At 39.0% G+C, this 12487-nt stretch carries 13 protein-coding genes; 9 read left to right on the forward strand and 4 right to left on the reverse strand.

The window, feature by feature from the left end; translation table 11 throughout:
• Positions 1 to 32: 32 nt before the first annotated feature.
• The 3 genes from IEE83_RS13670 to IEE83_RS13680 are packed head-to-tail and all read right to left on the reverse strand — an operon-like array spanning position 33 to position 2852.
• On the reverse strand, positions 33 to 1079 hold the full coding sequence (locus tag IEE83_RS13670; RefSeq protein WP_194121108.1) for an adenylate/guanylate cyclase domain-containing response regulator: 1047 nt from the start codon (positions 1077 to 1079) through the stop codon (positions 33 to 35).
• A complete protein-coding gene (locus IEE83_RS13675; protein ID WP_194121109.1) occupies positions 1069 to 1449 on the reverse strand; it encodes a response regulator in 381 nt (126 codons plus the stop codon). Before IEE83_RS13675 ends, IEE83_RS13670 begins: the two co-directional genes overlap by 11 nt.
• A 32-nt stretch (positions 1450 to 1481) precedes the next feature.
• Positions 1482 to 2852: a sensor histidine kinase gene (locus IEE83_RS13680; protein WP_194121110.1), complete on the reverse strand. Its 1371-nt coding sequence runs from the start codon at positions 2850 to 2852 to the stop codon at positions 1482 to 1484.
• A gap of 353 nt (positions 2853 to 3205) precedes the next feature.
• On the opposite strand from IEE83_RS13680, the gene mgrA reads away from it, so the two are divergent.
• The 6 genes from mgrA to IEE83_RS13710 all read left to right on the forward strand — a co-directional run bounded on the left by mgrA (position 3206) and on the right by IEE83_RS13710 (position 8092).
• The gene (mgrA, locus tag IEE83_RS13685; RefSeq protein ID WP_194121111.1) at positions 3206 to 4192 is read left to right on the forward strand and encodes an L-glyceraldehyde 3-phosphate reductase; all 987 of its coding nucleotides are present in this window, start codon (positions 3206 to 3208) and stop codon (positions 4190 to 4192) included.
• Positions 4193 to 4282: 90 nt separating this feature from the next.
• Entirely contained in the window at positions 4283 to 4636 is a 354-nt protein-coding gene (locus IEE83_RS13690; protein WP_194121112.1) for a hypothetical protein, read from the forward strand.
• A 373-nt stretch (positions 4637 to 5009) separates the two neighbouring features.
• A complete protein-coding gene (locus IEE83_RS13695; protein ID WP_194123405.1) occupies positions 5010 to 5552 on the forward strand; it encodes an RNA polymerase sigma factor in 543 nt (180 codons plus the stop codon).
• A complete protein-coding gene (locus IEE83_RS13700) occupies positions 5521 to 6363 on the forward strand; it encodes a HEAT repeat domain-containing protein (protein ID WP_194121113.1) in 843 nt (280 codons plus the stop codon). The genes IEE83_RS13695 and IEE83_RS13700 overlap by 32 nt, the downstream gene beginning before the upstream one ends.
• A 24-nt stretch (positions 6364 to 6387) precedes the next feature.
• Complete coding sequence (locus tag IEE83_RS13705) at positions 6388 to 7248, forward strand: DUF4097 family beta strand repeat-containing protein (protein ID WP_194121114.1); 861 nt, start codon at positions 6388 to 6390, stop codon at positions 7246 to 7248.
• A gap of 4 nt (positions 7249 to 7252) precedes the next feature.
• Positions 7253 to 8092 (forward strand): DUF4097 family beta strand repeat-containing protein, encoded by an 840-nt coding sequence (locus tag IEE83_RS13710; RefSeq protein WP_194121115.1) that lies wholly within the window; start codon positions 7253 to 7255, stop codon positions 8090 to 8092.
• Positions 8093 to 8178: 86 nt separating this feature from the next.
• On the opposite strand, the gene IEE83_RS13715 is transcribed toward IEE83_RS13710, so the two are convergent.
• Complete coding sequence (locus IEE83_RS13715) at positions 8179 to 9927, reverse strand: chloride channel protein (RefSeq protein WP_228101805.1); 1749 nt, start codon at positions 9925 to 9927, stop codon at positions 8179 to 8181.
• Positions 9928 to 10216: 289 nt separating this feature from the next.
• Between IEE83_RS13715 and IEE83_RS13720 the strand changes: the two genes are divergently transcribed.
• From IEE83_RS13720 to IEE83_RS13730, 3 genes are all read left to right on the forward strand, one after another.
• Positions 10217 to 10573 carry a DUF1475 family protein gene (locus tag IEE83_RS13720; protein WP_228101806.1) on the forward strand — a complete coding sequence of 119 codons (357 nt, stop codon included), beginning with the start codon at positions 10217 to 10219 and terminating at the stop codon, positions 10571 to 10573.
• Positions 10566 to 11357: a DUF1295 domain-containing protein gene (locus tag IEE83_RS13725; RefSeq protein WP_194121118.1), complete on the forward strand. Its 792-nt coding sequence runs from the start codon at positions 10566 to 10568 to the stop codon at positions 11355 to 11357. The genes IEE83_RS13720 and IEE83_RS13725 overlap by 8 nt, the downstream gene beginning before the upstream one ends.
• Before the next feature lie 96 nt (positions 11358 to 11453).
• Complete coding sequence (locus tag IEE83_RS13730) at positions 11454 to 12485, forward strand: SAM-dependent methyltransferase (RefSeq protein WP_194121119.1); 1032 nt, start codon at positions 11454 to 11456, stop codon at positions 12483 to 12485.
• The last annotated feature ends 2 nt before the right edge of the window (positions 12486 to 12487 follow it).

Consider the following 12487-nt stretch of genomic DNA (forward strand, 5'->3'; position numbering starts at 1 on the left):
ATGGCTAATTAACAATTCACTATCGGACAGTTTTATTCAACAACTTCATAAATCTGCATGGCATCCCGTTTGTTTTTCAAATGCACCTCTCCGATCAGTTTGCATTGAAACGCTTCTTTTATTCTCTGATAAGCCGATTCCGGTACTACAATTTGTCCCGGTCCGGCTGCATTTTGTAAACGCTGTGCTACGTTAACTGCGTCACCAATTACGGTATAATCCAGTCGGCGTAATGTAGCAGAACCAATATTTCCGCTTACCATTTCACCCGAATTTATACCAATTGATACATTTGGAAAATATTCTGTCTGCGTATGCAGCTCTTCCTTAAATCCATTAATCTGATTTCTGACGGCCAATGAGGCCTCAATTGCACGGTCAAGATGATATTCACCTTTGAAAACGGCCATGATGGCATCACCCATAAATTTATCTACCAAACCGCCATGTGCAAGAATTTCCTTGACCATGATATCAAAATATTTATTGATAAGCTTAACAACCTGGTCAGCCGGCTCACGTTCAGAGATGGAAGTAAAACCACACATATCCATAAACACAACCGTTGCTTCAATATTTTCACTGGAAGTCAGCGAGGTTTCAAACGCCTCCTTGGTCATAAATTGAAGCACCGAGGAATCCACATACATTCTCAAAATATCATTTTCTCTGACAGCCTTTAATGTTTGTTTTAATTGTTCAACGTATTTCAGCGTTTTTTCCATCGTCAATTCAAGATCCTGGAAATTGATCGGTTTGCAGACAAAATCATAGGCACCACGATTCATCGCAGTGCGAATATTTTCCATATCACCATACGCCGAAACGATGACAGATTTTAACAACGGACTAGTTTCACCGATTTTGATAAGCAGCGTTAAACCATCCATTTCCGGCATGTTGATATCGCTCAACACCATATCCACATCAGGATTTTCGGCAATCATTTTTAGCGCTACTTCACCATTTTCAGCAAAAATGAAGTCATATTGCTGCTCACGGATTTGTCTGCGGAATTTTTGTTTTATCAGTAATTGCAAATCCGGTTCGTCATCAACCACAAGGATTTTAGCCTTCATAACGTTCTTGTAATTTTTGTTTCAGTTCTGTGAAATTCACCGGTTTCGTCAAAAAATCATCGGCACCAAATTTCATAGCCTGGCTATAATTGTCAGTATCGCCATAAGCGGTAATCATCATTACAACCGGCGGAGCCAGCGGATGATCTTTTCTGATTGTTTTCAGCAGTTCAATGCCACTCATTCCCGGCATATTTATATCGGAAAGTATCATGACAATTTCAGACGCATGTCCTTCCAGATAATGCAGCGCTTCTTCTCCTGAAAAAGCAAAGGAAAACTGTAATTCACCGCTGCGTATTTCTCTTCGGAATCTTTGTTCAAAAAGTGCCTGAACATCTGTTTCGTCATCTACGACAAGTATTTTCATATAGGAGCTACAAATATTTTCTTTTTATTTTCTTATGCATTAACAGGAATCGTGATTTTAAATTCCGTGCTTTCACCGGGAACTGAGCTGACATCCAATAAACCGTCATGGGATTTTGTAACAATATCATAGCTCATTGAAAGTCCCAGACCCGTTCCCTGACCCGTTGGTTTGGTAGTAAAAAACGGTTGGAAAATCTTTGCCTTCACACTTTCAGGCATTCCAGTTCCATTATCTATTACCCTGATATACAATTTATTGGCAAATAATTTTGTAATTACTTTCACTTCGGGTTTATAATCTGCGGTTGCAGGATTTTCACGGCTAAGTCTTTTCTTTTCAGCAACTGCATAAAAAGCATTGGTGAATAAATTAAGAAAAACACGGCCAAGATCCTGTGGCAAAACATCTACTTTTCCTATCGTCGGATCAAAATCTGTTACCAGCGAAGCATTAAATTCTTTGTCCTTGGCCCGTAAACCGTGATACGCAAGCCGCATATATTCATCTGCAAGCGCATTAATATCGGTCGGTTCCTTATGCCCGGACGACGTGCGTGAGTGTTGCAGCATTCCTTTTACAATCGAGTCCGCGCGTTTTCCATGGTGTGTGATCTTCTGCTGATTTTGGCTTAAATCACTGATAATTCCGTTGATATAATCCTTATCAGCATCTGAAATAGACGTTTTTCCAATTTCCTCTTCCAATTCCTGACAAAGTTCAACAGAGACTTCCGAAAAGTTATTTACGAAGTTTAGAGGATTCTGAATTTCATGCGCAATACCAGCCGTAAGTTCTCCAAGCGATGCCATTTTTTCACTTTGAATAAGCTGCGCCTGCGTAGATTTTAACTCATCCAGCGTTTTTTGCAATTCTTCTTTTTGTCTTGTCAATTCAATCGTTCGCTCCGAAACCAGATATTCCAGCGCCTCTTTTTTGGCCTGATTTACTTCATCCTTAATACGTTGCTCTTCGCGCTCTTTATCCAGAACACGTTGCTGTTTTTGTGAATTATACCAAACCGCAAAAAGCCAGATGAACGCAAATACTTTCGCCGTAACTAAATAGTCATTGTATTGATGATACAATTTGGTCGGAACAACCAGCTCAGCAAAATCATTAAAAAGCGAGATTGCTATAAAAGGAAAAGCTCCTTGCGCAAGTGAACGGACGGGCTTAAAATCATCCCTGGTAAATATCAGCCATATAATGTAACCTGTAAAAGGATACCAAAGCCAGCTGACAAGAGTGGATTCATCGAAAATATAATAGCTTGCCAACAAAGCGCCTGATATGTATCTGGCGCCCAGTAATTGTTTATCCCAATCCGGCAGCTTGGTTGCTGTTTCCAGCCTTTTGCGAATGAATTGAATCAGAAAGAAAGTGAGTAGAAAAAATTCCATATAAGGAAAAGGAGATTTAAGACGGCGTTGTTCTGAATAAAAATGTGTTTAAGAAACTGACCTATTATTTGAATCGTTATCTGTCCCGCGAATATCAGGAATCAATGAACAATGTATGTATTTTCTGCTAAAATAGCTTGGTTCATTAGTTAAAACAAAAGGAAAATGCCAAAAAACGATATTGCTAAACCGTTAAATCTCTGGACAAATCATTTGCTAAGTTAAAATCTGATCGCTGTCAGTTACTTAGGTTTTTATTCCCTGATAGAGTCCTTTCATATTTTTTCGACTTGAATAAAACAATTACCTTTTGCCTTAGAATCAATTTTATACTAAATCCGAAAAATACCTAAATGACTTATCTCGCAAATCCTGGCCGTTATGACCAAATGACTTATCGCCGCTGTGGTAAAAGCGGCCTTAAATTACCTGCCATTTCTCTTGGATTATGGCATAATTTCGGCGGTGTTAATATTTATGAAAACTACCGCGCCATTATCACTACCGCTTTCGATCACGGAATTACACATTTTGACCTTGCCAATAATTACGGTCCGCCTCCTGGTTCGGCGGAAGAAAATTTTGGTTTGTTGATGAAAAAAGATTTCGCACCGTATCGGGACGAGCTGATCATTTCGTCCAAAGCGGGATATTTAATGTGGCCGGGACCTTATGGAGAATGGGGTTCGAAAAAATATCTGGTTGCAAGTCTCGACCAAAGTCTTAAAAGAATGGGACTGGATTATGTTGATATATTCTACCACCACCGACCGGATCCTGATACGCCGCTTGAAGAAACAATGGGCGCTTTGGATTTAATAGTCCGTCAGGGAAAAGCACTTTATGTAGGTTTGTCCAACTACAAAGCCGAAGAGGCAGACAGGGCAATAAAAATTCTGAATGATCTCGGCACTCCGTGTCTGATCCATCAGCCTAAATATTCCATGTTTGAACGCTGGGTTGAAGGCGGACTTCTGAATGTTCTGGAGCGTGAAGGTGTTGGCTGTATTCCTTTTTCTCCGCTTGCCCAGGGCTTGCTGACCAACAAATATCTGCACGGAATTCCCACTGATTCACGGGCTGCAAAACCCGAAGGGTTTTTACAGGAAAACCAGGTAACACCGGAAGTGATTGAAAAAATCAGACAACTAAACGAAATTGCACTGGAACGCGGACAAACACTTGCCCAAATGGCACTGGCCTGGCTGTTGAAAGATGACCGAATAACTTCCGTTTTGATCGGCGCAAGCAAAGTATCTCAATTGCTTGATTCTCTGGCTTGTCTGGATAATCTTTCTTTTTCAGATGATGAGCTTAAAAGAATCGTAACGATTTTGTAAAAATAATTCTGCGTGGCATAGGGGTTATGCCACGCGTGGTTGTGTTGAAGGATATCCTTGTATCCATTAATCGACTAATAATTAAAAATTATGAAAACCTCAATTGTTGCAGCATTTCTTCTGTTTTGTTCAAGTTGTTCTTTTGCCCAGGTTTACGTTGCAGGGGTGAATATTAATGAGATCGATTCTCTAAAAGTTTGTCTGGTTAATATTTCTACATTCCGAAGTTTTGCCGCGCCAGATGAAGTTTCCCTGGATTATGGTCAACCAGAAAAAAGAGATATGAATCGAATTACCAACAAATCAAATGGTCAGAAAATGAAATTTTATTCCATTGGCCACGTACTGAATTTTATGGAGAATAATGGATGGGTACATTACAATTCTGAATCACTCTTGATAGGAATTGAATCTGAACATTTCTTTTATTTTAGAAGAAAATAATTGCCAGGAATATGCTAAAAGATTGGATATTATTTTAAAAAACTGACGTAAGTCATTATTTGAATAATTTATATTTCCCACTTTTACACTTAATCATTGACGTGTTGACGCCTTTGAGGTGAGAAATATTTGTAAAGGTCCCTGGCGCGTGTTAGGGATTTTTTTGTTTTAATCCTTCTGAAAGAATCTACACTCCCATATATTTGAAGGTTAATTCAAATTTTTTGTTACATAATGTCTTCTTTGTCAATTAATTATTGATAAAATAAAATATTTTTCAATTTTTCTGTAACCTTTTTTCTTCCTTGCAGTTTCCACTACAAGATCACTAAAAAAGAATTGATTCTTGAATGCAATAACCGACAATTCGCTGATGCTTCGGGTGAAATCCGGAGACCTGGACAAAATGGGATTGCTCTTTGAGCGGTACCACAGGCCTCTGTTTTCGTTCCTGTATCACATGACGGGCAAAAAAGATGCCAGTGAAGATCTTGTTCAGAATGTTTTTTACCGGATGCTGAAATACAGGCACACATTTACGGGAGAAGGTGAATTTAAAACCTGGATGTACCACCTGGCCAGAAATGTGCTGAATGATTCAATAAAGCAGAATAAGTCGAAGTATCATGAAAATGTGAATGAACTGGCTGATAAAATCGGAGGTGGAATTTCAGCTGATCACGAATTTGAAAGAAAACAAGACGCTGATATGCTTCACAAAGCCATGTCAACATTAAGTGAGGAGCACCGTGAAATACTGGTTTTAAGTCGTTTCCAGGAGTTGAAATATGAGGAGATCGCTGGAATACTGAACATTACAGAAGGCGCCGTGAAGGTCCGGGTACACCGGGCATTGGGAGAGTTGAAGAAAGTTTTTTTGACAAATGAAAACCGAAAGAAAGCACATGACCTGTGAACATACAAAAGCTCAGTTTACGGATTGGTTGAATAAAGATCCTGCTGATCCGGAACGTATCCGGATCGATAAACATCTGGCTGAATGTCCTGAATGTCAGGAAGAATTTGCGTCAAGTAAGCAACTTTGGGAGATGATGGGCCAAGTGGAAGTGGAAGTTCCAACTGAAAGAATGCGTGTCAATTTTAATTCCATGCTTGGCGAATTTAAAGAGAATGTCAAAACTAAGGATAGATATTCAATTGATAATCTGATTGATGCGGTCAGGCAGTTTGTACTTCCGCAATGGACCGTTCAGCTTACGTTCAGCCTTATACTTGTAGGACTTGGCTGGATTATCGGATTCAGAATGAACAGAAGCGAAAGAGCGGAAACTGCTTATACACAGCAAATTGATACGCTGGCCACACAAATCCAGGAAATGCGCCAGACTATGATGCTTGCTTTAATTGAAAATCCGTCGGCAACAGAACGGTTAAGAGCGGTCAGTTATACCAATGATATTACGAATGCAGATGATAAAGTGATAGATGCACTTTTTTCAACATTAAATAACGATCCGAATGTAAATGTGCGTCTGGTTACGCTTGAAGCCATTACACAGTTTGCTGCTGATCCCGTAGTCCGCGAAAAACTGGTGCATTCTCTGGCGCAGCAGGACTCCCCTATGGTTCAGGTTGCGCTTGCTGATGTTATGGTGAAATTGCAGGAAAAACGGTCCATCAAAACATTTAGAAAAATGCTTCGGCAGGAAAATCTGAATGAATTGGTGAAGAATAAAATCGAACAGACAATCAAAGATCTTTCTTAAACAATCAAATAATCTCTATTAGCCATGAAACAAATTTTAATCCCCCTTTTGGCGGGAGTGATGTTCTCTTGTACCCATTCACAAGCACAAAAGCTGGAATTTAAAGAACATCTCAGCAAGGAATTCACAATTAGTGACGGAAAAAACACATTGGCCATTTATAATATTTTTGGTTCAATTAAAGTAAAGGGTTACAACGGCGACAAAGTGGTTATTGAAGTAGATAAAACCATCACTGCTGACGATAAGGAAACTCTGGAAGAGGGAAAGAATGAATTCAAAGTAAGTCTGGAACAAAAACAGGATTCTGTGCTGGGTTATATTTCAGGCCCGTTTGATTCTCGGCCAAACCGAAATAACAGAAATTGGAATAACGAAAAGAAAATCGAATATCATTACAATCTGGAATATACCGTAAAAGTGCCTTATTCAATGGATTTACACGTTTCAACGGTGAATAACGGAGATGTTTTGGTTGAAGATGTTGCTGGCCTTCTTCATGTGGCTAATGTTAATGGTGCCATCAAACTTACAAACGCAAAAGGTGCGGCAGATGTAAAAACAATCAATGGAAATGTGGATGCCAATTATCTTGCTGTTCCTCCGGGAGAATCTAAGTTTAAAACCCTGAACGGAAATATTACAATCACTTATCCAAATACTTTATCGGCAGATTGTCAGTTCAAAAGTTTCAATGGTGAATTTTATACCGATTTTCCGGAAGCCGAAACATTGCCTGTAAAGCTGGTTAAAAACCAGGAAACCAATCAAAATAAAACTACCTATAAAGTAAACGCAGAAACGGCCATAAGGATTGGAAAAGGAGGCAAAGTCTTCAAATTCGAAACCTTTAACGGAAATATTTATCTAAAAAAACAATCCTGATTATATGAAAACCCACAAATTATTAGCCATTATTTTCATTGCGGCTACAAGTATAAAAACGTTACCAACATTTGCTCAGAATGATGTAAAAGAGCAGATTACGGTACCTCTTTCAGATCCGTCAAAAACAGGATCGCTGGATGTAAAACTGATCCGTGGCTCCATTCACGTTATTGGCTATGCCGGCAAAGAAGTCATTATTGATGCGGTGAGCAAAGGAGCAGCAGAAAGAAATGAGGAGCCAAAAGACGAAGCAGCCAGGGGAATGAAAAGAATAAGTTCCGGCAGAAATGGTCTGGATCTTACGATTGAAGAAGAAAAAAATAATGTGAGGATCAAACCGAGCATGCCGCGTTACCCTGTAAATCTCACCATAAAAGTACCTCAGAATTTCACGTTACGCGTTGGCGCTATTAACGAAGGTGATGTTGTAATTGACAATGTGAATGGTGAATTTGAAATTTCAAATGTCAATGGTGCTATTATGCTCAATAATATTTCGGGATCTGTGGTAGCGAATACGGTTAACGGAAATGTGAAAGCGAGTTTTAAATCAATAAATCCGGAATCGCCAATGGCCTTTTCAACGCTGAACGGTAATGTAGACGTTACTTTTCCAGCTGCTGCAAAATTTGATGTCAAATTGAAATCTGATCGTGGAGAAATATTCAGTGATTATGATGTAGATGTTGACAAAACCCAGCCTAAAACAGTAAAAACAGCCAAAGAAGGTTTGTATAAAATAAGTATTTCTGATTGGGTGCAGGGAAAAGTAAATGGAGGCGGAAAAGAAGTGATGATGAAAAATATGAATGGTAATATTTATGTAAGAAAAGCTAAATAATTGTTATTCAACCTAAAAAACAAAAAATCCTGTTAAAGTGACAACCTCAACTTTAACAGGATTTTGTTTTCATAAATTATAAAAACCTATCCGGAATGCGCTTGTAACAATTGCCTGTAACTATTTAGCACACTTGATTTTGAAATAAAACCAGCAAATTTCCCTGACTCCTTAATTACAGGCAAATGCCAGGATCCTGTCTCATCAAATTTTCTCGCAACATCAACCACAGAGTCATTTTCAACAATTACCGCTTTGGGTTCTTTCATCAGATTGCCGACGGTCAGCGTTCCATCCAAATCCTTATTAAAGAGAACTGGCCTCAAATCGTCCAAAGTTATAATTCCTACCAGTGTTAGATTATCATTTAAAACGGCAATCAGGTTCTTTTTTCCATTTTTAACGACTTCAAGCAATTCGTCAAAAGTTGCATTTTCTTTTATTACCTGAGCGTCTTTGTCAAGCAAATCCAGCGTATGTAGAAGTGATAATAAATTTCTGTCGTGCTCTCTTGTAAATATTTTCCCCTGATTGGCCAGTTTTTCAAGATCCGGAGAAATTGGCGAAAACCATTTTGCCATCAAAAAAGAGATCACTGAAACGACCATCAACGGAATAAAAAGATCATATCCTGAACTTGATTCAGCAATCAGGAAAATGGCTGTCAACGGTGCATAAAGGACGCCGCTCATAACGCCGGCCATACCGACCAGAATCATATTAGTCATCGGCACATCCTGAATTCCTGCCTGTGTACAAAGCAATGCCATCACATAACCAAGAGAACCTCCCGCAAAAAGAGACGGAGCAAAATTCCCCCCATTTCCACCACTGTAAATTGTAATTGAAGTAGCAAACGCCTTTAAAAGACAAACTACCGCAACAAATACAATAACCACCCATTCACGATAAGCGATAAAACTGAAAAAACTGTTTTCGATTACTTCCTTGATTTCACCGTTGGTAAATGATTTGATTGTATCATAACCTTCTCCAAATAAAGGTGGATACAACACACAGAGAACAGACAAAATAGCACCGCCAAGCATTGCCTTTTGCAATCTTGACATTTTCAAACCGTGAAAAAATTCTTCGATGTAACGGGTAATTACAAGAAAATACCTGGCATATAAACCGCAAAAAATACCGAGAATGAAGTAAAATGGAAGATTGTGATAATTGAAGGCGTCTCGGGTATGAAATAGAAAAAGAACTTCTTCTTTCAACAAAATTCGGGAAATTAAACTCCCGCAAACAGCTGCAACAACAAGAGGAATGAAATCGGAAAAAACGACACCCGTAAGCAGTATTTCAAATGCGAACATCATACCCGCAATCGGCGCGTTGAAGGCCGATGCAATACCCGCCGTAGCGCCGGCAGCGAGCAATAAAGTTCTTTCGCGATAATCCAGTTTATAGGTTTGTGCAAAATTTGAACCGATGGCGGCACCGGTAACTGCAATCGGACTTTCCAGTCCGGCGGAACCTCCCAAACCGACAGTAATAGCACTTTGAACAATTTGGGAATACATTTTAACCGGAGAAACATTGCTGGCATTCTGCGCGATCTCATAGAGAATAACAGGAATTCCCTTTTTGTCAAGTCCTTTGAAGAAGAACTTCACGACCAGCGACGTAATCACAATGCCGGAAAAAGGAAAGATGAGATAGAAAAAAACCTGGTCTTCAAAATGGACTTTATACGTGATGACATAGTGAATATAATGCACCAGCGACTTCAAAACCACACCTGCAAGCCCGGCGGTACATCCTACCAAAATACCCGAGAGAATCAAAAACTGGCTTCTTGTCAGCAAACTTTTAAGCCAGAACATTACAATCTCATAACTCTTGACCCTGTGCAGGCTAAACCGCGTAAAGTCCCGCTTAAATTTTAAAAAATTATAATATTTTTTTATGTCCCGATTCTTCACTCTATTTCTTTTATGGTCAAATTAACATCTTTTTAAAGTAAAACTCCCATCAGTCAATCTGATTTATCGAAAAAAACGTATTACTAAATTATACTGCACTTCTTTAACAACGATTCTTTTAAGTAAACCGGGTTGAATAATTAAAAAATTTCATCTCACTCCGATTGGTTTTATAACTAATAAATTCGCTTTGTCAACAAACCGGAAAACCATGATTAACGCCCTGAAAATAGTTTTCACAATCCTGCTGGTCTGGATGATCCATGTGGTGATCAGTACAAGTCTGGAAAGCAATCTTTTTGCAGAATGGGATTTTTTGGGATCAATTCCCTGGATGCGTGCGACACTTTGGGATTTCTACACCAATGCGCTAATCATTTACTTGTGGATTTTTTATAAAGAGTCAGGCGTGCTGGCAAAAATTATCTGGTTTTTGCTAATGTTTTTTCTTGGCAGTATAGCCAGCTGCGCCTACATACTTATCCAACTTTTCCGTCTGAAACCTGGCCAAGGACTTAGGGATTTATTTGTTAAAAAACATGTTTAGTTCTCTCATTTTAACCATTTTGGTTTGTCTGCTAGTCTGCGCCATTATTATGTGGCTTGTCTGGCTTTGGGCTAAAAAAATTGAAAACGCAGGCGTTGTCGATATTTTCTGGTCCTTAAATTTCCCGGTTATTGCGGTGCTTTTGTTCTTTTTGGCAGATGGATTTGAAACCAGAAAACTGCTGATATGCGGCATGGTAATAATTTGGGGATGCCGCTTGGGTTTGCATCTGGGAAGAAGAGTGATTAAACATTTGCACGAAGAAGAAGGCCGTTATGCACAACTAAGAAAAGAATGGGCTCCCAAAGCAGATCAGAAGTTTTTTACATTTTTTCAGGCTCAGGGGTTATCCAATGTGTTTTTAGCGATTCCATTTTTCATGATCACACAAAATAAATCGACGGAATTATCAACTTTTGAGTTTTTCGGATTAGGCCTTTGGGTTATTGCCATTATCGGCGAGGCCACAGCGGATTGGCAGCTTGATCAGTTTAAAAAAAATCCTGACAACAAAGGAAAAGTTTGCGATACCGGATTGTGGAATTATTCGCGCCATCCCAATTACTTTTTTGAATGGCTGATATGGATGTCTTATTTTATTTTCGCATTAGGTTCTCCATACGGATATCTTGCCATCATCAGCCCTGCCATCATCCTTTATCTGCTTTTCAAGGTGACCGGAATTCCCGCCACAGAAGAACAGTCCATTCGGTCGAAAGGTCAGTTGTATATTCGTTACCAGCAGACTACAAGCGCCTTTTTCCCCTGGTTTAAAAGAAAATAAATGAACACCTAGAATAAATCTGATTAGTATAAATCCAAGGACGAGCCGCAGACGTATATTATTAAGACTCCCTGTATAACCCATTAATAATTTACCATGTGGTACGATCAGTTACTAATTAATGACCAGATTCCCGATTTTTTAATACGTTTAGGAATTCGAAAATATTTAAAACAAAGATTGGACGATGAAAATCAGGGAAATGCAGATTCTCAAAAATTGCATTTATTGAATTTTGTCGAAAAATTAAAAACGTTTCCAATTGCAGTAAATACAGCTGACGCCAACGAACAGCATTATGAAGTACCAACACCATTTTACCAGTACTGCCTTGGTGAAAATTTAAAATATTCCTGTGGTTTCTGGAAAGAAGGAGTAACGGATATCGACACTTCCGAAAAGGATATGTTGGAAATAACCTGCGAAAGAGCTGAACTTAAAAATGGCCAAGAAGTACTGGAACTGGGTTGTGGCTGGGGCTCGCTGTCTCTCTTTATGTCGACAAAATATCCGGAAAGTTCTTTCACCGTAGTTTCGAATTCCCGCACACAAAAAGAATATATTGATCAACAGGCTGTTGAAAGAAATATCAAAAATCTGAAAGTCATCACGGCGGATATGAATACTTTTCAGATCGATGAAAAGTTTGATCGCGTGGTTTCTGTCGAGATGTTTGAACACATGCGTAACTATCAGCTGCTGATGAAAAAAATAGCCTCCTTTTTGAAAGACGATGGAAAATTGTTTATTCACATTTTCACACATAAAGAATACGCCTATCTTTTTGAAGTAAAAGATGAAACCGACTGGATGAGCAAATATTTCTTTTCGGGAGGTGTCATGCCGAGCAATGATTTGCTTCTTTATTTCAATGAAGATATGCAGATTGAGCGGCAGTGGCTGGTAAATGGTACGCATTATGCCAAAACATCGGAAGCCTGGCTAAGCAATATGGATGCCCACAAAGCGGAAATTATGCCACTTTTTGAAAAAACATATGGAGAAAACCAGGCTTTAAAGTGGTGGGTATACTGGCGGATTTTCTACATGTCCTGTACGGAATTATGGAATTACAATCATGGTAATGAGTGGATGGTGAGCCACTATCTTTTCCATAAAACACCATAATT

Source organism: Dyadobacter subterraneus (assembly GCF_015221875.1).
Classification (GTDB): Bacteria; Bacteroidota; Bacteroidia; order Cytophagales; family Spirosomataceae; genus Dyadobacter; species Dyadobacter subterraneus.